Origin of the sequence: Planctomonas sp. JC2975 (assembly GCF_012985205.1) — a bacterium.
Classification (GTDB): Bacteria; Actinomycetota; Actinomycetes; order Actinomycetales; family Microbacteriaceae; genus Humibacter.
In genome coordinates, this window is the sequence record NZ_JABEKS010000001.1 from 1809456 (window position 1) to 1830940 (window position 21485).

The 21485-nt window shown below is 64.4% G+C and carries 20 protein-coding genes; 11 read left to right on the plus strand and 9 right to left on the minus strand.

The genetic code is table 11. The annotated features are described in order from the left end of the window. Positions 1 to 12 precede the first annotated feature (12 nt). Genes HII28_RS20485 through HII28_RS08250 form a run of 3 tightly spaced genes read right to left on the minus strand, consistent with a single transcriptional unit; the run spans position 13 to position 2549 of the window. Entirely contained in the window at positions 13 to 570 is a 558-nt protein-coding gene (locus HII28_RS20485; RefSeq protein WP_170024955.1) for an acyltransferase, read from the minus strand. After that, a complete protein-coding gene (locus HII28_RS08245) occupies positions 567 to 1667 on the minus strand; it encodes a glycosyltransferase (RefSeq protein WP_170024956.1) in 1101 nt (366 codons plus the stop codon). Before HII28_RS08245 ends, HII28_RS20485 begins: the two co-directional genes overlap by 4 nt. Positions 1668 to 1676: 9 nt before the next feature. After that, complete coding sequence (locus HII28_RS08250; protein WP_170024957.1) at positions 1677 to 2549, minus strand: glycosyltransferase; 873 nt, start codon at positions 2547 to 2549, stop codon at positions 1677 to 1679. A 299-nt stretch (positions 2550 to 2848) separates the two neighbouring features. Between HII28_RS08250 and HII28_RS08255 the strand changes: the two genes are divergently transcribed. The 6 genes from HII28_RS08255 (at position 2849) to HII28_RS20680 (ending at position 9104) form a co-directional block, all read left to right on the plus strand. Next, positions 2849 to 4117 (plus strand): glycosyltransferase, encoded by a 1269-nt coding sequence (locus HII28_RS08255; protein WP_170024958.1) that lies wholly within the window; start codon positions 2849 to 2851, stop codon positions 4115 to 4117. Next, the gene (locus HII28_RS08260; RefSeq protein ID WP_170024959.1) at positions 4104 to 4361 is read left to right on the plus strand and encodes a PqqD family protein; all 258 of its coding nucleotides are present in this window, start codon (positions 4104 to 4106) and stop codon (positions 4359 to 4361) included. The genes HII28_RS08255 and HII28_RS08260 overlap by 14 nt, the downstream gene beginning before the upstream one ends. Next, positions 4358 to 5431 carry a glycoside hydrolase family 99-like domain-containing protein gene (locus tag HII28_RS08265; RefSeq protein WP_170024960.1) on the plus strand — a complete coding sequence of 358 codons (1074 nt, stop codon included), beginning with the start codon at positions 4358 to 4360 and terminating at the stop codon, positions 5429 to 5431. The genes HII28_RS08260 and HII28_RS08265 overlap by 4 nt, the downstream gene beginning before the upstream one ends. Further along, complete coding sequence (locus tag HII28_RS20170; RefSeq protein ID WP_277348400.1) at positions 5428 to 6528, plus strand: glycosyltransferase family 4 protein; 1101 nt, start codon at positions 5428 to 5430, stop codon at positions 6526 to 6528. The genes HII28_RS08265 and HII28_RS20170 overlap by 4 nt, the downstream gene beginning before the upstream one ends. A gap of 144 nt (positions 6529 to 6672) precedes the next feature. Beyond that, complete coding sequence (locus HII28_RS08275; protein WP_170024961.1) at positions 6673 to 7890, plus strand: FAD-dependent oxidoreductase; 1218 nt, start codon at positions 6673 to 6675, stop codon at positions 7888 to 7890. Then, a complete protein-coding gene (locus HII28_RS20680; protein ID WP_170024962.1) occupies positions 7887 to 9104 on the plus strand; it encodes an ATP-grasp domain-containing protein in 1218 nt (405 codons plus the stop codon). Before HII28_RS08275 ends, HII28_RS20680 begins: the two co-directional genes overlap by 4 nt. 27 nt (positions 9105 to 9131) lie before the next feature. Here the strand turns inward: HII28_RS20680 and HII28_RS08285 are convergent, their stop codons facing one another. Continuing rightward, a complete protein-coding gene (locus HII28_RS08285) occupies positions 9132 to 9776 on the minus strand; it encodes a PIG-L family deacetylase (RefSeq protein WP_170024963.1) in 645 nt (214 codons plus the stop codon). Further along, entirely contained in the window at positions 9773 to 10609 is an 837-nt protein-coding gene (locus HII28_RS08290; RefSeq protein WP_170024964.1) for a glucose-1-phosphate cytidylyltransferase, read from the minus strand. Before HII28_RS08290 ends, HII28_RS08285 begins: the two co-directional genes overlap by 4 nt. 244 nt (positions 10610 to 10853) lie before the next feature. On the opposite strand from HII28_RS08290, the gene HII28_RS08295 reads away from it, so the two are divergent. The 3 genes from HII28_RS08295 to HII28_RS08305 all read left to right on the plus strand — a co-directional run bounded on the left by HII28_RS08295 (position 10854) and on the right by HII28_RS08305 (position 14268). Next, entirely contained in the window at positions 10854 to 11900 is a 1047-nt protein-coding gene (locus tag HII28_RS08295) for an alpha-hydroxy acid oxidase (protein WP_170024965.1), read from the plus strand. A 214-nt stretch (positions 11901 to 12114) separates the two neighbouring features. After that, complete coding sequence (locus HII28_RS08300) at positions 12115 to 13056, plus strand: glycosyltransferase family A protein (protein WP_170024966.1); 942 nt, start codon at positions 12115 to 12117, stop codon at positions 13054 to 13056. Positions 13057 to 13242: 186 nt separating this feature from the next. Beyond that, positions 13243 to 14268, plus strand: a complete 1026-nt coding sequence (locus tag HII28_RS08305) for a glycosyltransferase (protein ID WP_170024967.1) — start codon at positions 13243 to 13245, stop codon at positions 14266 to 14268. Between the two features lie 122 nt (positions 14269 to 14390). On the opposite strand, the gene HII28_RS08310 is transcribed toward HII28_RS08305, so the two are convergent. Then, positions 14391 to 15194, minus strand: a complete 804-nt coding sequence (locus tag HII28_RS08310) for a polysaccharide deacetylase family protein (RefSeq protein WP_170024968.1) — start codon at positions 15192 to 15194, stop codon at positions 14391 to 14393. A gap of 275 nt (positions 15195 to 15469) precedes the next feature. On the opposite strand from HII28_RS08310, the gene HII28_RS08315 reads away from it, so the two are divergent. Next, positions 15470 to 16429, plus strand: coding sequence for a glycosyltransferase family A protein (locus HII28_RS08315; protein WP_170024969.1), 960 nt, complete (start codon positions 15470 to 15472; stop codon positions 16427 to 16429). A 69-nt stretch (positions 16430 to 16498) separates the two neighbouring features. Here HII28_RS08315 and HII28_RS08320 read toward each other — a convergent pair whose 3' ends face one another. From HII28_RS08320 to HII28_RS08330, 3 genes are all read right to left on the minus strand, one after another. Further along, a complete protein-coding gene (locus tag HII28_RS08320; protein WP_170024970.1) occupies positions 16499 to 17428 on the minus strand; it encodes a glycosyltransferase family 2 protein in 930 nt (309 codons plus the stop codon). A gap of 112 nt (positions 17429 to 17540) precedes the next feature. Then, on the minus strand, positions 17541 to 18758 hold the full coding sequence (locus HII28_RS08325; RefSeq protein WP_170024971.1) for a polysaccharide pyruvyl transferase family protein: 1218 nt from the start codon (positions 18756 to 18758) through the stop codon (positions 17541 to 17543). Between the two features lie 64 nt (positions 18759 to 18822). Then, a complete protein-coding gene (locus tag HII28_RS08330) occupies positions 18823 to 20193 on the minus strand; it encodes a glutamate-1-semialdehyde 2,1-aminomutase (protein ID WP_170024972.1) in 1371 nt (456 codons plus the stop codon). Positions 20194 to 20340: 147 nt separating this feature from the next. Between HII28_RS08330 and HII28_RS08335 the strand changes: the two genes are divergently transcribed. Next, complete coding sequence (locus tag HII28_RS08335) at positions 20341 to 21474, plus strand: class I SAM-dependent methyltransferase (protein ID WP_170024973.1); 1134 nt, start codon at positions 20341 to 20343, stop codon at positions 21472 to 21474. Positions 21475 to 21485 lie beyond the last annotated feature (11 nt).

Genomic DNA, 21485 nt, shown 5'->3' on the forward strand with positions numbered 1-21485 from the left:
CGACCGTCCGTCTCAGTGCCAGCGTGATCCGTAGTCGATGCGGTACGTCTGATCCTTGGGTCGCTCGCCGACGGGTTGCGCCGGAACACCGCGCACGATCGTCCACGGCGGAACGTCCTTCGAAACCACGGATCCGGCCGAGACGACCGCACCCTCGCCGATCGTGACACCTTTCAGGACCACGGCGCGGCTGCCGATCCACACCCGGTCGCCGATGACGATGCGGCCGAGCCGGCCGCCGAATCCTGGATCCGCTATGTCGTGGTCGGCCGTGATGAGCAGCACGTGACCGGCGATCACGACATCGTGGCCGATCTCGATCTCGCCGCGGGCGTCCACCTGGCAGAACCGGCCGATGTGCAGTCCGCCCGCGATGCGGAGGTTCTCGGGTGCGAGCACCTCGGTTCCGGAATTGAGGTAGGCATGCGGGCCGATCTCGGCGCCGAGCATCCGCATCATGCCGATGCGCAACTCGTTCGGGGCGACGTGCATGACCACCCGGTTGAGGAAGCCCTCGAGGAACCGCCGTCCCGATGGCACGACGCGGCCGAGCGTGTGCCGCCAGTTCATGCCGGAGCTCCTCGTAGAAGTGCCGCAACGGACGCGGGCGTATGGCGGTCGGCGGCGTGTGCCAGCCCGCGTTCCGCGCACGACACCCGAAGCTCATCGTCGGCGACGAGTCGCGCGACAGCGGTCATCATGTCGATCGCCCCCTCCTCGCCGTCACCGACGACGACGGCATCCGCGGCCGCCAGACACTCGGCAACCCCTCTCCGGTCGTTCGAGACCACCGCACAGCCACGGCCGAGCGCTCGGATGACCGGGCCGGAGACCGCGAAGGCGGCGGGACCGGACGACCATCCGCCCGGTCTCCATCGCACCACGATGGCCGCACGACAGAACTCCCGATCGAGGGAATCCTCATCGATCAGTCCCAGCAGGTCGATGCGATCCTCGACGCCGAAAAGTCTAGCTTCGTCCCGGATCGTGGCGAGCGTACTGTCAGCGGCCGCGCCGACCACGAGGCGCCAGGGGCGGGGCAGATCGACCAGCCCGCGGACCAGCGGGGACACGGCGTCGGCGTCCCCCACGTAGCCGGGCACAAGGATCCGGCGATCAGCCATGACGGATGCCGATGGCTCGATGACGTGCGGAACCGCCAGGACGGGGCGCTCGAGCCGGTACGCCTCGGCCAGGGCTCGCGCCCCGGCATCGGAGAGCACCATGACCCTCTCCGCGCGACGCAGCAGTCCACGCTCGACGCGACGGCCGAGGGTGCGAGAGAGCCGAACGCCGAGCCATCTCCGCCGCCGGCGATCGAGGCTGCGCGAGAGGAAGGCTCCGCCGCTGACGGCAGGGACGTCGTGCACCGTGACCCAGACGCGCCTACCGGTGAGAGTGAGGAGCCAGGCGGCCCACGTCTCCGCCACGCCGCGACCGGCGATCTCGACCACAACGAACGCGTCGTCGTGCCTGCTCACCCTTCGTCGCAGTGCACGCCAGGTCCGCCACGCGAGCGGGAACGACTGCGAATCGTGGGGATCCGGCGGCATGCGATGGTCCTCGACCTCGCCGAGGAGCGCGTAGGCGGCGTTCATGTCATGCGCGAAGAGAGCCACTCCCGATGGACTGGGTGGCAGCCGAGTCACGTGCACGATGCGCGTCATCGTCGTGCACTATTCCGGACGACGCGATGCGCGACGCGACCGCCGCGTCACAGAACGAACCGTCTCCCGAGACCGGATCGCGGCCTCCTGCCACCGGCTCGCGCTCGAGAGGCGTCTCAGTTCCCGGGCAGGCAGGTCGTCGCCCAGAATCCCTGCCCGCTCGGCTCGCAGGAGGGCGGCGTACCAGCGCCCGAAGACGGTGGCCGTCGCCACGGCGACGCCGGCGTAGCCGTCCGCCCACACGCGTGAGAACACCGTTGCGCGGAGCAGCGCTCTGATGAGGCCGGTCGGGGTGAGCAGCGAAGACTCGCCGGCGACATCGGGCGAATACCGCAGGGTCTTCTCGACCGTTTGCTCGGCACCGCGGAAGTTGAGGTGCAGGATCTGCGGAACGCTCGGCGGCGCATCCTTGACCGGACCGTCGAAGTCCGGCGGAACGTGCGCCCGACCGGGTGTCGGGAAGCGGACCCCTGAGCGTGACATCAGCGAATACTTCGCGCTTCCGACCAGCGTCGAGTGAAGCGGCCGTCCGAAGGCGACGTTCGCGTACGGCAGCCTGTAGGCGACGGTCCCGTCCGAGTCGGCGGATGCGATCATCCGGCGAACGTGCGCGCTGAAACCGGGCGGGAGTATCTCGTCGGCGTCGACGAACATCACCCAGGACGTTCCCGCCGCGTCGAGACCGCGCTGACGCACCTCCTCGATGACACGGGCGTCCGGGACCTCGACCACACGGGCTCCTGCGCGCTCGGCAACGCCGACCGTGTCGTCCGTCGACTGCATGTCGCAGACGATCACCTCGTCGAAGCCGGTCAGCGCGGCCAGGCACGGGGGCAGCAGGTCGGCCTCGTTGCGCGAGTACACCACCGCCGCGACCGTCATCCGCTCAGGGTATCGCGGGGAGCACCTGGGCTCCTCGCCCCAAAACTGGGCGGAATCGGGATGGATGCGGCCGGCACCGACCCCTTGAACGGGTCGCTGCAGGGCAACGGCCGATCCGGATACGCTCGTTGCGATCCCGAGACGCCGCGTGTGGCGTCACGCGGTCCGGATCGGCAGGATCGAATGACGCACCTGCGCGTCGGCCGCAAGCTGCGACCCCGAGGAGACCGGATGAACGGGCCAGCGCTCACCGTGAACGCCACCGCCCCGCGGCGAGCGCGGCAGCGAGGGTGACGACCATGATCGACCGTGTCCTGCTCATCGATCACACTGCGGCCCTCGCCGGCGGCGAGGTAGCGATGGCACGACTGCTCACGGCCGTCGATCGCTCACGCTTCGAGCCGATGGTGCTGCTGATGGCGGAAGGCCCCCTTGTGCCCCGCCTCCGCGAAGAGGGAGTCCGCGTCGCCGTGCTGCCCGTCTCCGGCGAGCTGACGGGAGCGGGACGCGCCGAGGCTGTCTCCTCACCCGTCACGATCATTCGCAACGCGCTGCACACCCTGGCGATCGTGCCGCGCCTCGCCTCCGCGATCCGCGGTGCGAAGGCGGATCTGGTCGTGGCGAACACGCTCAAGTCAGCGGTGCTGACCGCATTCGCGGCACCGTTGGCGGGGCGGCGCTGGGTATGGCACCTCCACGACCGCATTGCGCCCGACTACCTTCCGCGGGTGCTCGTCCTGACGATGCGGATGCTGGCACGGTTCGGTCCCCGGGCCATCGTGGCGAACTCGGTCGCGACGCGCGAGACGGTGCCCGGCACGCCGGATCGACGGATCGCCGTCGCCTACCCCGGCGTCGACATCCCCTCGCTGCGCACGCCAACGCGATCCGACATCGTTCCTCCGACGTTCGGTCTCGTCGGCCGCATCGCGCCGACCAAGGGCCAGGTCGAGTTCCTGCACGCGGCGGCGCTGCTCGAGGACAGACTTGCGGATGCCCGGTTCCGCATCATCGGGGATGCCCTGTTCAACGACGGCGAGTTCGCCGCGGAGGTGCGGAGACTGCCCGACGCCCTCGGCATCTCCGAGCGCGTCGTGTTCACGGGCTGGGTCTCCGATCCGAGCGGGGAACTGGCGGGACTGACGGCGCTCGTGCACGCATCCCCCGTTCCAGAGCCGTTCGGCCAGGTGGTCGTCGAGGCGATGCTCGCCGGCGTGCCGGTCATCGGTACCGACGCGGGCGGCATGCGGGAGATCCTCGACGCCGATCATCCGATCGAATCGCCGGCCGACGGCGTGACCCGAACGCGCTTGGGGCTGCTGGTGAAGCCGGGAGACCACCGGGCTCTCGCGGCCGCGATGTGCTGGATGGCCGACCACCCGACGGAACGCGAGGCCATGGCGCGAGACGCTCGCGCCAGCGCGATCGACCGATTCGACGTGCGAAGGAGCGCAGAGGTCACCATGGACGTCTGGACCCGCGCTTTGGGGGCTCCCGCAAGCGGCCCTGGTTCCCTATCGTTGAGCCACATCGAGCCATCCACCCGAGGGAACCGTGAAACTTCGTAGCGACGGAATCACCTGGCAGGAGATCGACGGCGAATTGGTCATCCTCGACCTGAAGTCCTCGACGTACCTCACGACCAACGGATCCGGCGCGTTCCTGGCGAAGCTGCTGACCGAGGAACGCACGACGGACGAGCTCGAACACGCCTTGGCCGCCGAATACGAGATCAGTGCCGCCGTCGCGCAGGCGGACACGGCGGCGTTCATCGATCAGCTGGTCGAGAAAAAGCTGCTCGCCTCATCATGAACGAGCTCGCTGCCCGAGCTATCGCGTTCTACCTCCCGCAGTTCCATCCGATACCCGAGAACAGCGAGTGGTGGGGGCCGGGATTCACGGAGTGGACCAACGCCGCCCGCGCTCGGCCCCTCTTCCGCGGGCACGTGCAGCCGCACCTGCCCGCCGATCTGGGCTTCTACGACCTCCGCTTGGCCGAGGCCAGACTGGCGCAGAGCGATCTGGCCCTGGCATATGGGGTCGAGGCATTCTGCTACTGGCATTACTGGTTCGGTGCCGGTTCGCGCATCCTCGAACGCCCGTTCACCGAGGTGCTTCAGTCGGGGCATCCATCGATCCGGTTCTGTCTCGGGTGGGCCAATCAGACCTGGACGGGCATCTGGCACGGCGCAGAGAACCGCGTGCTCCGACAACAGACCTACCCGGGGCCGGAGGACGACCAGGCACACTTCGACGCGATCCTTCCGGCCCTCCGCGACGACCGCTACCTGCGTGTGAACGGCAAGCCGGTGTTCTACGTCTTCCGCCCTGAGGAACTTCCGGATGCCGCGGCGTTCGTCGACCGATGGCAGCAGATGGCGAGAACGGCCGGACTCGACGGGCTCTACCTGGTGGCCGAGATCAGCGATCTGCTCGGCCAGGGACCTCGCTACCGAGGCACGAGCGCCGACGGGTTCGACGCAGGTGTGTACGTTCGGCTGCCCGCCCGTCGCGACCGCTCCGACGTGCTTCGCATGCGTGTACGGCGGAAGCTCGGCGGCCCGGAGGCGTATCCGTACTCGACGGATGCATCGCCATGGGAGCCGGTGAGATCCGATGCGCTCCTGCAGCCGAGCGTGTACCCGAACTGGGACAACACGCCACGGTCGGGCGCTCGCGGACTGGCCCTGACCGGATCGAACCCCGACGCTTTCGCGCAGAACCTCGACCACGCCCTCGCCACGCTGCGTGATCGACCCGAGCAGGAGCGCCTGCTCTGGGTCAAGTCGTGGAACGAGTGGGCAGAGGGCAACTACCTCGAACCCGACCTCGAATACGGTCGCGCCTGGCTCGAAACGCTGGCGAACGGACTCCGCGGATGAGTACCGGGACGGCGCGACCACTGCGCATCGCGATGATCTCCTACTACCTGCCGAGCGGGAGCAAGATCGGGGTCGGCTACCAGGTGCACGAGCTCGCCACCGAGCTCGTGCGACGCGGACACCATGTCGACGTCTTCAGCGAGTGCCCTCCGGTGGAGGGTGCGGTGTACGGCCATCGGAGAATCGAGCTCTCCGGCCGGATGCGCACCTTCCGATTCGCGCTGCACCTGCGACGGGTGGACTTCAGCTCCTACGACGTTCTGCACGCCCACGGCGACGACTATTGGCTGTGGCGCCGCCGCGTGGCTCGTCACGTGAGGACCATCCACGGCTCGTGCTTCGAAGAGGCCATCCACATCAAGGGGTTCACCGAGAAGCTGCGCATGGTGGCTCTCGGTTTCAGCGAGGTGCTGGCCAGTATCGTTGCCGACCGCACATCCGTCGTCTCTCCGCGAACCCGTCGCTGGACGCCCTGGGTGAAGACGGTGATCCCGAACGGCGTCGACGCGACACGATTCCGACCCGACGCGAAGCGACGGTCCGACGCCCCGACGGTCCTGTTCGTCGGAACGTGGACCAACCGCAAGCGCGGCGCCGACCTGGCGCGGGTCTTCCAGCGAGACGTACTGCCGTCGATCCCCTCTGCCCGTCTCGAGATGGTGTGCAGGGACGCCCCTGCGGATCCCGGCCCCGGCGTCGTGGTCCTCGGCGAGCTGACCGACGCGCAGCTGGTGGAGGCGTATCAGAGGGCTTGGGTGTTCTGCCTGCCGTCCGACTACGAGGGGTTCGGGATCCCCTACGCGGAGGCCATGGCGAGCGGATTGCCGGTGGTGGCCACCCCCAACATCGGGGCGCAGTACGTGACGGACGACGGCGCAGCCGGCGTCCTCGCCCCTCTAGAGTCGATCGGCGTCGCGCTTCGCGATCTTCTCGCCGATTCCGAAGCCCGTGCCCTGCTCGCACAGCGCAGCTCAGCTCGCGGATCCCAGTTCAGCCTCGACCGCGTTGTCGACGCGTACGAGCAGCTCTACACCGACGGAGTCGTCCCTCTCGCACCGGCGAAGCACGGCCGCAGCAGGGCGACCATCTCTGAGTAAGATTCAGCATGCCATCGACGCATCCGGCAACCACGACCTGGCTCAGCTGGGATGAACGATGCATGCCGACACGTGGGTTTCTGAGGGGAAGAGAGCCCGACACCGACGGTGGTGACCGTCGGCAGGGGCGGCGAGGAGTGCGACATGGACACTGACGTTGCGGTCGTGGGGGCCGGCCCGTACGGCCTTTCGATCTCGGCTCACTTGACTCACAAGGGCGTGGCGACGCGGACCTACGGGGTGCCCATGGCCACCTGGAAGAACAACATGCCTGCTGGCATGCTCCTCAAGTCGGACGGCTTCGCCTCGAGCCTCGCCGCACCCGTCGACGGCTGGACCCTCGGCGAGCATTCGGAGCGAACAGGAGTCGTCTACGGCGACCGCGAGCCGCGCGTGACGCTCGACCAGTTCGCCGACTACGCCCTCGACTTCCAGCGCCACTTCGTTCCCGAGCTGGACACGCGGCTCGTCTCCCGCCTCACCGCCGAAGATCGCGGTTACGCGCTGGACTTCGGCGATGGCGAGACGGTGACGGCACGACGCGTCGTGATCGCCGTCGGCATCAGCCACTTCGCGTACGTGCCCGACCTGTTCTCGGAACTCGGCGACCACGTGACGCACAGCGGAGCACACCGCACGTTCGACGAGTTCGCCGGAAAGCACGTTGCCGTGATCGGAGCCGGGTCCTCCGCGGTCGAAGTCTCTGCCGCGCTCGTCGACGCCGGTGCCCACGTCCACCTCATCGCGCGACGTGCCGAGATCCCGTTCTGGAATGTTCCACGGCCCGAAGACCTGCACCCGAGTCTGTGGATGCGCGTGCGCAACCCCTCATCGGGGCTCGGCCCCGGTCTGCGTTCCAAGCTCTGCGAAGAGCTTCCGGACGCCTACCGCCATCTCCCCAGCGACTTCCGGCTCGAGGTGCTGCGCAAGCACCTCGGACCCGTTTCGCCATGGTGGCTGCGGGACACGGTCATGAACAACGCAGACGTCCGCACACGCACGACCCCCACCGGTGCTCGCGTAGAGGACGGCCGCGTGATCCTCACCCTGGAATCGCCGGATGCTGGGGAATCCGCGCTCGAGGTCGACCACGTGATCTGCGCCACCGGTTACGCCGCGAACATCGACAAGCTTGCATTCCTGGATCCCGCGGTCGCAGGATCCATCAGACGAGTCGGTGCGATGCCCATGCTGTCCCACCACTTCGAGTCATCGATGCCCGGCCTGTACTTCGCCGGCGCGGCAGCCGCAGGAACGTTCGGCCCACTGCTGCGTTTCGTCGTGGGAACCGAATTCACGTCACCGCGGATCGCCGCGCACCTCGGCCGACGGTCCGGCGGGGCCTCCGCGAGTCGGACGTGAGCGAGGACCGCAGTCCTCAACCCGAACCCCGACTGCTGCTGATCACGGGCCACCGATGGCGTGACACCGCACGGCTGGCGCTCGCCGCCCGCGATGCGGGCTTCTCCGTGCACCTCCTGGGCCCGAAGGGCCATCCGCTGTACGGGATCTCGTGGATCGAGTGCGCTGGAACTGTCGCACCACTCAGTTCGCGTGCGTCGGTCGCACGCGCGCTGAACTCGACACCGTTCGACTTCGTCGTCCCGGCCGACGATCTGGGCGCAGCCGCCCTGTTCGACGTGTACCAGCACGGCGACCTCGACGACAGGGCGTCGCAGACGGTGGAACTCTCCCTGGGCGACCCGCGAAGCTATGGGGTCCGCCACGACAGGGTCGAGATCGGACGGATCGCACACGGATCCGGAATCACCACACCCCTCACGTCCTCGATCACGGCGGCGAGCCTCGCGGACGTGGTCGACACGCTCGGGTTCCCCGCCGTTCTCAAGGTCGATGGGGGCTTCGGCGGCCAGCAGGTGAACATCGTCGGCGACCTCGACTCTGCACGATCGGCGTACCGCACGCTGTCGAGGGCCCAGCCCATCGTCGAGGCTTTCGGACGCCTCGCACTGGACCACGACTCGTCGTTTCTCGAGTCGGCCGTGCGACGGACTCGACCGACCGTGAGTGCGCAGCGCTTCGTGCAGGGCGCCCCCGCCACCCTGACTGCCGCGGCCTTGCACGGCCAGGTGCTGGATCTCGTGGCCGTCAGGGTCCTTCGCGCTCGACCCGGAAACGGGCCGGCGATGATCGTGGAGCCGATCACGGACGAGCGCATGGCTCACGCGGCCCGTGCGCTCGCCAGGGAGTTGGGCCTGTCCGGCTTCTTCGGACTCGATTTCATCCTGTCCCCCGACGGCTCCGTCGCTTCGCTGATCGAGCTGAACCCTCGCGCCACGCCCACCGCGCACCTGCGGCCGCCGGGCCTTGGTCGTCCGCTCTTCCACGCGATCGCGGACGCGCTGGGCCTGCATCCTCCCGCGCCTCCTTCCCCACTTCCGACAGGCGCGATCGTGCTCTTCCCACAACTGACGAGCCTCGACGACGTCGGCGCGGACGCCGCTGGCGCCTACCTCGACGTTCCTGCGGACGACGAAGTGATCGACCTCTGCACGTCCGCGGCGACTCCTCCGCCGGGCGGCCGGATCGAGCGCACCGTACGCAAGATCTTCTGATCGACCGGCCGTGCCGCCGAGAAAGACTCAGCGCAGAGACAGGGCCAGCTTGCCGACGGAGAACGCTTCCGCGTAACGGCTCTGGGTCTCCGCGCCGCGCAGCCGCATGATGCCGAAGAAGAAGTCTTCGTCCCACCAGTCCCGATGACGCTGGCTGGGGAACGAGTCGTGCAGGCGCCTCACCTTGCTGGCCGCCAACTCGCGAGTCAGCGGAACATAGACGGATGGACGGCCGAGGTCCCCGTCCCACTTCGGGATCTCATAGTGCAGAATCAGGGGTCCTCGCCACACGGTCGACACCAGACTTCCGATCAGCGCGTGGTCCTGATGCGCGTCGTCGGCCCGCGGGGCCAGAACCAGATCGGGCTCAGGCCCCATGTCGCGGAACGAGTGCAGGGCGTCCTTCGTCTCACCCCAATGCTCGGGCAGGCGCGCATCCGGTAGTCCTCCGAAGACCGGAGGATGCGGCACGCCGAACCTTCTGGCTGCGGCGATCGCCTCGGCCTGCCGCTCTTCGGTTCCGGTCAGCACGAGAGTTCGGATGTCGATGTCGTCGCGCTCGGCCAGTCCGAGCAGCGTGCCTCCGCAACCTATCTCGATGTCGTCCGGATGCGCGCCGATCGCGAAGACGGTGAGCGGACCGGATGGCAGCGCGAGGGCAATGCCCGTCACGGAGCGATCGCCACCTGCGCGTCAACGAGCGCCTGAGCCTCTACCGCCACCTGTTGTGCGTCGACATGCCATAACTCCCACGGCGCAGCGCCGCTCGCGTGGAGTTCCTCGAGATAGGCACGTTCCTTCAGCGTGTCCATACACGCCCAGAATCCCGTGTACTTGTTCGCCGTGAAGCGCCCTTCGGCCGCCGCCCGAACGCATCCGTCCGTAACGAGATCGTCCCCGGGTTCCAGATAGTCGAAGATGCCCTGCCGCAGAACGAAGAAGCCCCCGTTGATCCACATGTTCATGCCGGCGACGGGCGACAGACCTCGCATCGTGCCGTCCTCGTCGAACCCGATCACATGGAACGAGTCCTGCGGCGGAACGGCGACAAGGCTCCCCACCTGGTCGGCCGGAAGCGAGTCGATCATGTTGTTGATCGGAGCGGTGGTCAGCACATCGCCGTAGTTCGCCAGGAACATCTCGTCGCCTTCGAGGTACGGCCGCACCCTCCTCAGCCGTTCGCCGATCGACGTGTGCAGGCCGGTATCCACGAACGTGATGCGCCAGTCCGAGATATCCGTGCTCAGCATCTGGATGTCTCGGCCTCCATCGCTGAGCACGAAGTCGTTGGATGCCGTCTCCCGATAGTCCAGGAAATAGCTCTTCACGGCGTTGGCGCCGTATCCCAGGCAGAGGATGAAGTCGGTGTGGCCGTGGTACGCGTACCACCGCATGATGTGCCAGAGGATCGGACGATCGCCGATCGTCGTCATGGGTTTCGGCGCCGACTGATTGTCGGCCCTGATGCGCATGCCCATGCCGCCGCAGAACAACACGACCTTCATGTGTACCTCCAGCCGGCATTACGGCCGCCCTAATCCGGTTCAGGCGAAAGTGAGCGGCCGGTCCGCGCCATGCGGTTGCATGCCGCATAAGCCGCACCCGCTGTCAGCGTATCCGTGAGACTTGCTCGATTTCCCGTCCCCATTCGGGGTCCAATGTCGTTCGCACCTCCGGTGCCGCCGTGCGAACTGGACCCGTCCGACCATCGGCGCACGTCTCTGACTTGGGCTCTGCGAGGATGGCGCCGTGGAATACGAAGCATTGCGCGATGCCGCGCGGGCGGCGCTGTCTCCGACCGGGTGGCAGTTCTACTCGAGCGTCGCGGGGGGAGATCCGGACACCGATCACGACGCGTGGCAGCGTCTGCACGTGCTTCCCCGAATGTTCGCGGGACTCGCATCGGTGGATGTCTCGGTGCGGTTGCCGGTCGCCGCGCATCGGGGAGGAGCGATACTGCCTTCCCCGTTCGTTGTAGCGCCAACGGCCGCACAGCAGCTGGCGCATCCTGATGGGGAGAGCGCAACGGCCACTGCGGCAGGGTCCGCGGGCGCTCTCATGATCTATTCGAGCTCCGCGACCGTCGAGGTGAGTGAGTTCGCCCAAAGCGCCACCGGTCCGTGGTGGGCGCAGGTGTACTTCATGAAAGATCGCGGCCTCACGAAGGACTATGTCGAGCGGGCCGTTGCGGCGGGCGCCGGCGCGCTCGTGCTCACCCTCGACTATCCCGGAACCATCGCGAGCCCTGGTTTCCGTTCTGCGACTCGCTCGAAGATGGGTGTGCGGCCCGCCAACTACCCGAGTCTGGATTGGTCAGAAATGGCCGACGAAATGGATCCTGCGATCACGACGGACCATATCGCCGCGCTCGCCGATATGTCCGGCCTTCCCGTGCATGTGAAGGGGATCATGCGAGCCAGCGACGCAGCCCGGGCCATACAAGGAGGAGCGTCGGGGATCATCGTCTCCAACCACGGTCGCCGTCAGGTACCAGGCGTCGCTTCGACGGCAGCGGTGCTCGCTGAGGTCGTGGACGAAGTCGCCGCCGAAGCCCCTGTGATCGTTGACGGCGGCATCCGTCATGGGGTCGACGCACTGCGCGCGATCGCTCTGGGGGCCACACTCGTCGGGATCGGCCGGCCGATCCTCTGGGGCCTCGCCACAGAAGGCGCCACAGGAGTCGAAGGTGTCCTCTTGGGGCTGGCGGAAGAGCTCCGCAACACCATGGCGTCATGCGGCGCCCCAACGCTCGCTTCGCTCGACCGCGGATTTCTGCACAATGGCCCCCGTGTCTAAGAAGCCGTGACGCGCAGAATGCTGCTGACGGCACTCGCGTCTCGGGAGGCTGCAGCTGCAGGCGGCACGATCCACGACAGTTGCCCGACCCATGGCCAGGTAACCGACCACCCAGAAGGGCGTCCTGAGCGCGACCACACCGAACGTTGGGCGAGAGCGACTGCCCTCATAGGATGACGAAACAGACGTTGGCCGCGAGGAAGATGAGGCGACGATGGCTGCAAAGCCTCAAGGAACAAAACCGAAAGTGTCGGTGGTTCTCGCGACGAGTCGCGCTGATTCGTCTCCGTTCCTCGAGGCGGCAGTTGAATCCGTCCTGCATCAGGACTATTCGTTGTTCGAGCTTCTCATTGTGGATGACGGTAGCCCGAGTTCACACGCCATCTCACGACTCGTGCAGACAGATCCACGAATCAACTCCATTCGGGTTAGCGGAATTGGCGTGGCTCGTGCAAGGAATATCGGCGCGAATCACACTGAGGGCAGCTTGATCGCATTCCTCGATGACGATGATCTATGGGAATCTGATCGACTCACCAGACACCTGGCAGTAATGGATTCCAATCCCAACGCGGTGATTTCCTATTGTCGCATGAAGACGATCGACGAAACCGGCCGCGAAATAGCGCCTGGCGACCAGACACCCGTCAGAGACATTCATGACGTTTATCGACGAACCACTGGAATCCTCATGCCCAACATGGTGATCCGCCGCAGCGCTTTCATTCAGGTCGGTGGGTTCGATCCTGCCTTCGAAATTGCTGAGGACTTGGATCTCCTCCTGCGACTCGCGAAAGTTGGAAATGTGGCATTCGTGGACGGTCGTCCTCTGGTGTCGTATCGCAGTCACGCAGACAATACGACCCTGCGCCATCGCGATGTCGCTGTGTCGGTGAAAGCCGTCCTCCAACTTCACAAGTGGGCTGCGCTCCAGCGGAACGACCGAGTACTCGCTGCGGACCTCGCCAGCAGCATCAGAGCGAACGGACGGTACGCGGCATGGGGAACTTCCCGTGCCGTGCGGGGTCTCGTCCGCAATGGGCACATCGGTTCCGCGATCTCCGAGATCGCGTGGGCCGCCCGGTTCGCGCCTGGTGCCCCCGTCAGCTGGCTGGCACGTCGCATCGGCCCCGGCCGCAGAGCGAAGACTCAATAGAGACGAGTCGCCGTGGCCACCCGTTCGACGAAGCTCGCGTGCCGTCAAATGGGGGCACGCGGCAGACAGGAACTGGATTACCATATCTGAGAGAACACTCAGGCGGCTACGGAAGTGCATGCCCCGGACTTTAGTCCGGCAGCATCGTTATTCGGGGGTTTCATCGTGCATGCGACAGTTCCCCCTTTGATCTCCGTTATTGTGCCGGTTTACAATGCCGCAGAAACTATCGGCGAGCAGTTGGACGCACTCGCAAGGCAAGTCGTTGACGTGCCGTGGGAGATTCTGGTCTGTGACAACGGATCGACAGATCAAACTCGTGCCGTTGTCGAGCAATGGCGCGCAAAACTACCGCAACTACGCCTGATCGACGCTTCTCGACGTCGTGGGGCATCGGCTGCTAGAAACGTCGGCGCCGCGGCGAGCGGTGCGCCCTACCTCGTATTCTGCGACGCCGATGACGTGGTAGCGGATGATTGGCTGCTGGCATTCTCGTCCGCACTTGAGCGGGCGCCCTACGTCGGCGGTCAGGTCGAGTTTGATCGGCTCAATTCTCGAGGAAACGCTTCCGTTACCTGGAGTCACTCCGGCCCGTTCGTATTCAAGCTGGAAGTGCTCCCCGATTTCCCCGCGACCGGATCCGGCAGCTTCGGAATACGTCGGGATCTCTACTGCGAGGTGAATGGCTTCGACGAAGACCTCAGGACTTGCGAGGATGCCGACCTCGCGTGGCGCATTCAGCTCGCCGGTTATCCGCTGTCCATTTGCGATGCCGAGTATCACCTCCGGCAACGCCGGTCTCTCCGCAAGATCGCCCGACAGTCCTACAGCTGGGGCACCGGACAAGCGGTGCTCAGCTACCGCTATGCACGAGTCATCAGAGCAATCGGTGACCTGAACCCACCGACGGACCCGTCAAGCACTTCCAGGCCACCCATCGAGGTGATCTCGAGTGGTGGTAGGTGGCTTCGGGCCAAGTTGGCGGCCGCATTCCGCCGACTCGCTGCAGGAGAGATCAAACCATTGATTGCCAATGCGACCTGGCAAGTGGGACATCAGCTCGGCCGGCGATTCGGAAAACCCGACACCAACGTGACCCAGATCGACCCGCCCCCGAATCTCAACGACATCCTGATTCGTGTTCGGCGTCAGCCTTGGGTCCCGTTGGCTCGAGAGGAAACGGCAAGGCCACCAGAGTCCGCGGGCGCTTAGTGCGTCTCAGCCACGAGTGTGAGAGCGCGCGTCAGCCTGTACATGCGGCGCCGGTTCACGTGCGGACACGCGAGTGACGTGAGAACGCTGCGCGCCTCCCAACGTGCCGTGGGACCCACCGGTCACTTCATGTCCTTCGACAAGTCCCCATTTCGCTCGCCCATACGTGAATACCGCGCGATACTGCGCACGCGCTGGTACGAATCGAACATGTCACTGACCCCGACGGCCTGATACCCGCCTTCGTCGAGCAGGTCCAGAACGTTCTCGAGAAGCCCCACACGGTCGTAGTCATCGGGCTCGTCCGGGGTGGGGAGCGTCTCTGGATCGCCGCGATTGTCATGGAGCAGCAGAATACTGCCGGGAAATGCGCCCGACACCGAGCGGGCGGCGATCACTTCTTTGCCGCCGCCTTCCCAATCCCGAGAGTCATCGGACCACATCACCAGTTCCAACCCGAGACGCATCAGACGAATGGCATCCTGCAGACGGTATTCTCCGTAAGGCGGCCGATACAATCGGATCCGCGTCCCGACAATCGATTCAACGTACTCCTTCGCACGTCGCACTTTGTCCGCACCCTCGCGCGGAGACATCGTGCGCAACGAGCGGTGATCGATACCGTGCAGCGCTACTTCGTGACCATCTTCGACGATTCTCCGTGCGATTTCCGGATAAAGCTTCACCTGCGCGGCCAAAACGAAGAATGTGGCCGTCGCGCCCCGCGCAGAGAGTGCATCAAGAATCAAAGGAGTATGAATGGGATGCGGACCGTCATCGTACGTGAGCGCCAAGATGCGCTCCGCGGTATTCACACAGAAAGTACCGAGCCACGAGCTAACGATCGGGGGAAGGGCGAATGGCGCAATGGACGCACTAGCGAAGTTTCCGCCGTCCGATCCCGCGGCGCCCTCGATGTTCTGCATCCGAACCACAACGGGCCAAGGCGGGCGCTTCATGTCTCGTCTCCCCATGTTCGTCCGGCAAGAAATACATTGGCGTTGATCACGGCAATCGACCCACCCGCGTGATGAAGTCCCAGTTGCTCCACGTTAGCAACGCATTGGTCGCACGCGAGCGCAGGAGGCCCACTCAATCCGATTGATACATCGCATGGTGCGGGTCGCGATGATTCGGCCACCTCGCGCTATCATACGACGAAACCGTCCGGACGACTCGGAAACGATTACAATGACGTGTTATGGCACTGCCGCTGGATAACCCCATAATGGGGGGCACGGATAACCCGATTGTGTCGATCGTACTTGCAACAAACCGAGGCGGCGATGCACCCTTTCTGCGCGCCGCGATCGAATCCGTGCTTGCCCAGACGTACAGCAACTTCGAGCTCATGATCGTTGACAACGGGAGTGCGCCGCTCGAAAGCATTCGCGCGCTCGAGTCGCTCGATCCTCGTATCCGTTCGATGTATCGAGCAGAGGTCGGGGTTGCACGTGCCCGCAACGAGGGAGCCGGCGCGACGTCGGGATGGTTCCTGGTGTTCATCGACGATGACGACGTCTGGCACCCGGAGCGGCTGGCAGAGCACGTGGCGTTGATGTCTCGCGACCCCGGGATTGCCGTGTCCTACTGCAGATTCAGAACGATCGATGAGCACGGCGTGGAGCTGGCGCCCGCGGATCGACGCACGGCTGTTGACATCCATGACGTTTTCCGCGGCGTGACAACTGGAATCTTCATGCCCAACATAATGATTCGGCGACAGGCATTCGTCGAGGTCGGAGGTTTCAATCAATCATTCCGGCTGGCGCAGGATCTCGACCTCCTCCTGGGGCTAGCCCGGCTTGGGTCCGTTCGTCTCGTTGGAGAGAAGGTCCTTGTCGACTATCGTGCGCATCCGGGAAACGTGACCAAGAGATACCGCGAGCTCGCCGGCGCAATCCGTGTAATCGTGCGACTACACCGTTGGTCCGCTCGTCAACGCGGCGACGTCGATCTCGCGGCAGATCTGACTCACCGGCTTTCCTTGAACAATCGATTCGCCGCGTGGAGCGCCGCACGTGCCGCTCGTGCCCACTTCCACGCGAGACACCCTCTCGCCGCTTTCGGGGACTTGATCTGGGCTCTTTGCTTCGCTCCCACGGCCCCATTCACGTGGTTGAAGAAGAAGCTGCAATCGTCGAACCGATCTCCCTATTGAACCGCGATGTTCTGCGCCGAAAGACTTTCGACGCAGACCAGATGTTCGGCTCACCGCAGCATTAGGCCACTAACTGCCACCCTCACCTGCCGCCGAATACTGGCCGCGGAAAAGGTGAATCATGTTTCTTTTGACGTCAAACGGGAGGAACCGCCAGTTCGGGATGGTCCACCGACGTAAAACGCTGGCAACGGCCCTCAGGCGTTCAGAAAGCGGAATGGTCGCAGCGGCGGCTTCTGCAATCAATCGCCCGTTCAAATACCACTGCGGAAAGGCATATTCGCGTCTGATTGACGGGTCGTAGTGACGAATCTGGGTGGCGATATCGCCGCCCTGTGACTTTCCGAACTGACCTTCATGCATTCGTCGCACATAGAGGGCCCTTGGCACTTGAATCCATGGCGCCTTTATCGCGAGGCCGAGCCCGAGTACGATATCCCCGCCGTAGAACGGAGGAAGCCCGCCGTACTCCCGTAATCTATCCGTTCGAATTACGCCACCGAATCCGATGACTTGATAAACCTGGCGTCGCAGAAAAAGGTCCACCCGACCACTCGCATCGAGCCCCCCGAAGTCAAGATTCTCATCGTCTCTCGAGTTCAGAAACCGTCCCTCGGCGTCGATCGCGTCGATACGGGAAAAAGCGATCCAAGCTTCCGGATGGGCATCCAGCACCGCACAGCACGCCTCGAGGTGCTCCGGTCGTGCGAAATCATCGGCAGCATTCCACATGAATAGCGGTGCCGCTGCACTTTCGAGCGTGGCGTTGAAGTTGCGTGGGATCCCTTCGTTCTTCATCGAACCGATGACATGGAAACGCTCATCTTCCACCGCGAATCGCTCGGCGATGGCTCGGCTGCCGTCGGTAGACGCATTGTCCGAGATGATCACCTCGAACTCGCGCAATGTCTGTTTCTGCAGTGCACGCAAGGCGGTCTCGAGATACTCTTCGCCGTTGTACACCGGTACGCCCACCGACACCCTCGGAACTACTGTCATTTGCTCGTTCCTCTACGCAGCGGGTTCTCGCTCGTGCAGCTCGTTCGACTCTGACGGGGACGACGATGGCGAGGTTTGTCATAGACCGTGACTCGGAAACGGTCCGAAGCGGTCATGGCTGCGATCCCACACGGCGGAGATTGAGCCTCTTCGCACTGATCCGCGAGCTCACCTCCACCCACTGGGCGTCCAACCGGTCCTGCATGACTGAAACGGCGTCCCCTACCGAGATGCTTAATCGACGGCAATTGATGACCGATTCGTCCACAAGCCCCACGACTTCATCCGTATCAAAACTGTCGATATCGCGGTGCATCGCATCGAGCCCCACCAGATCGAATAGTTCGGCATGCTTGCCGGCGTACCCTATTGAAACTATCGGAGTCCTTGCCAAGAGCGCCATGATCAGCGTGTGATAGCGGGAGGCCACAACTACCTGGGCGGTCGACATGACGCGAATCAGCTCGTCATACCGGCGTACGGGGGCTACGGCAACGGATACTCCCTCGGCACGCATCGTCGACTTCAATTCAAAGGCGAATTCCACATCCCGATCCTGACCACCGACCAGCGTGATTTCGTATCCACGGACAGAAAGATTCCGGAGCAGTTTCGAGCATCGATCTCTGTACGAGTCGAGAGTCTCCGACCCCCGGGATCGATCTCCGACTCTTCCGGAATACTCCATGACGCCCACGACAACCGACCGGGGGAACCTCGTCGTGGGCTCGACGCCGGGCAACCCGAATGCAAGGTCGCACACTACAGAATCCTGCGTGATGAAACCGGCCCCATCGGCAACCATCTCAGAGACCGAGAAGCTGTCACGGAACGACAAATACGAAGCGAAGCGTGCTGTCTGCCGAATGAACCATCGCGCAATCGGTCTCGGGGACCGTTCGGCGCCGACGTCCAAGACTAGAAAAGGCCTTCGCGTGAGCCTGGCGGCAACCATCAGGCACCACATCTCATACGGAATGTCGAAACTTCCGAAGGCGAATGCCTCCCACGGTCCGGTCCCGGCGATCGCAACTGCGTCGACAGAGCGAGCGATCGCCAATGCGTTCCGAAGCACTCCTGCTCGGTTGGCGACCAACCGGAGAAGGCCGATCACGGTGCGTTTGTTCGTTGTGACCGGGTCACCGAGCGAGACGGTCTCTACCGAGTAATCAGCACGAACCCTGTCGGGCGCTGGGCACACGACCACCGGAACGATGCGGCTCTCTCTAGCTCGCATCAACAGGGCAGTGAGCGTGGCCTCGTTTCCGAAGTTCCCTACACCGAACATTCCCCAAAGGGCTAGGCGAGGATCGTGGTCAGCGGCACTCACGTCCGAATCTTCCGTGAGCGGCGCGTAGGAGCTGCGCCAATCCGATCCCGAAGGACGACCGCCGTCACTTCGGACCCTCCAACCGTCTGGGAGCCGCAAACTCCCGGAGAGCCGGCGCGACAGAGCGTCCAGCCAGGAGACCCTCCGTCGTGCCCCGTTCGATGGCCCTCGCATAGGTCTTCGCTGCCGCAGCCACGGCAACGACCGTAATGTCAATATCGTCGTCCGAGTGTGCTGCGGAAATCACCAAGGACTGCGCGAGGACACCGTTCCTCAACAATTCCTGGATGAACAAGGTTCGGTATTCTTGGGATGGTCGACCGTTTTTATCCCGGGTCGCGAACAGCAACGCGGAAGGCCGGCCACTGATCGTAATGTAATCGCTCATCCCCTCCTCGGAAATCACTTGAAGCAGGGCGGAGCGCAACTTGCTCCCCTGCGTTTCCATGATTCCCACGACATCGCGTTCGCTGTATGCGTCGGCGACGGAAAGATATGCCGCCAGGCCGGTCACCTCTGCACCGTGCGTGTTGGAGAGTAGGAACACGCGTGACGCATCGGTGTTGAGTCCTCCGAGTTCCATGAGGCTTCGTTTGCCCGCCAAGGCTGAGACGCTGAACCCGTTTCCCAGGGCTTTACCCCATGTCGATAAGTCGGGAGTCACTCCGTAGACCGACTGGGCGCCAGCGGATGACCACCGCATCCCGCAGATGATCTCGTCGAATATGAGGACGAATCCGTCTTTGTCCGCGAGATCTCTCACACCTTCGAGGAAGCCGGGATCGGGTTCGAGGGTTCCGGTTGCCGGCTCCATGATCACTGCTGCAATGCGGTTCGGGTATTGAGCCAGAAGCAGCGCGAGCGACTGCAGGTTGTTGTACTCGAACGCGACGGTCAGAGCACGGGTCGCTTCCGGAATTCCCGCATTCATGGCGGTAGTGCCGATGAACCAGTCATCAATGGAGAAGAACGGCTGAGAACTGCAGACCGCCACGAGGTCGCGCCCCGTCGCTGCGCGGGCCAACTTCACGGCGGCTGTCGTCACATCAGAGCCGTTCTTTGCGAACTTCACCATCTCCGCACCCGGCACCATTTGTATGAAGCGCTCAGCTGCTTCGAGCTCCCAAACGCTCGGCCTGGAGAATCCGGATCCGCTTGCAGCCCCCCGCGCCACGGCTTCGACAACAGGTTGGTACGCATGACCGAGAGTCACAGCCCTCAGGCCCATCCCGTATTCGACGAACCAATTGCCGTCGAGATCGAGTACCCGGGCGCCCTCACCGCGAACGATGATCGGCGCCATTCCTTCCGGATATTGATCGGACCCGCGCGCGTACGTATGTGCGCCGCCGGGCACAAGTTCGTGAAGCCGCGTCTGTGCTGCCGTTGACCGGAGAAAGCTCCGCTCCGGCTCCGGTCGTCCCGTCTCGTCCATCGCGTCCTCGTATTTGGTCTTACGGTGTGACCTATGGAGCCAGAGTATCCGGACGCGACCGACGAATTCACTACGGAGCATTACCCCAATCCGCGGCCCATTTCGACTTGGCGTGACCGATGGTCCGGACGCCCGGAGGGAGTTGTCGTGCTCGATCTGGGTATGCAGCCGCCCTCCGATCTGTTCCCGTTTCCATCCGATCCCCTTCCCGATCCCTGTTACCGAACGCGCATGGTCATGAGCACTGTGAGCGGTTTGATCCAACTCGAGGACGACCCGACCAGCCCCGAAGAGGTGCTGGGCGTGGAGCCTGCTGCTCTCGTCCTCCAGGCCGAGCGCAGTGTCGCCGATGCAGCCAAGGCGGGAATGATTCCTCCGGGTTCACGAGTGCTGCACTATCCGAGTCCGCATGGTGGTAGCTGGCGCCGTCAGCTAGCGCCGTTCGGAGTTTCGGAAGTGATCGACGGTGAGGCCGATCTGATCGTTGATGTCCATGGAATGATGCATGCGCCCGATCAGCGCGCCGCCTTCGAGGAGCGGATGACACACCTCGCCCCGAACGGGGTGCTTCTCCTGGTCATCTTCGACGCGACAGCCATTGTCCGCGAGGGCATGTGGAACTCGCTTCGCAATGGGCATTTCGCTTACTACACAGCCCCGGTATTGGTCGGAATGGCGGCCGAGATCGGCTTGACGGCGATCGGGGCGTGGACATATCCCCTCTACAACAACGGAACCACGATGCTCGCCTTCGCCAAGAATGGAAGTAGCTGGGGGGACCAACCTGCGTCCGTCGAGACTCTGCTTCGGGCGGAGGAGGCCGCAGGCATGCTCGACCCCCGCCAGGTAGCCCGACTCGGGGCGATGCACGATGAGGCGGTCCTACAGGTACGAACGTATTTGGATGGGTTGCGGGGCGCCGGCTTGTCTGTCGGAGGCTACGGTGCTGCTTCCCGGGCCGTTGCGCTCCTGACTTCCGCCGGCGTGACAACGGATGACGTCGACTTCGTCGCCGACGCCTCCACCGCCAAACGCGGCCGGACCATGCCCGTGACTCGGATCCCGATCGTTTCGCCTGATGAGCTTGCAGAACGAAAGCCCGATAGAGTCCTGCTCTTCGTCGCGGACCTGCTTCCCGAAGTACGCCGAATGTTTCCAGGTGTGGAAGCGTCCGGTGCTAAGTGGGTCGTCGTCGACCCGGTTCCGCAGGAGATCGAGCCGATCGACGCTATCTCCGATCAACAGCCGACTGATGTTGTCCACGATCGAGGTAGGTCCTAGGGCCGAACCAG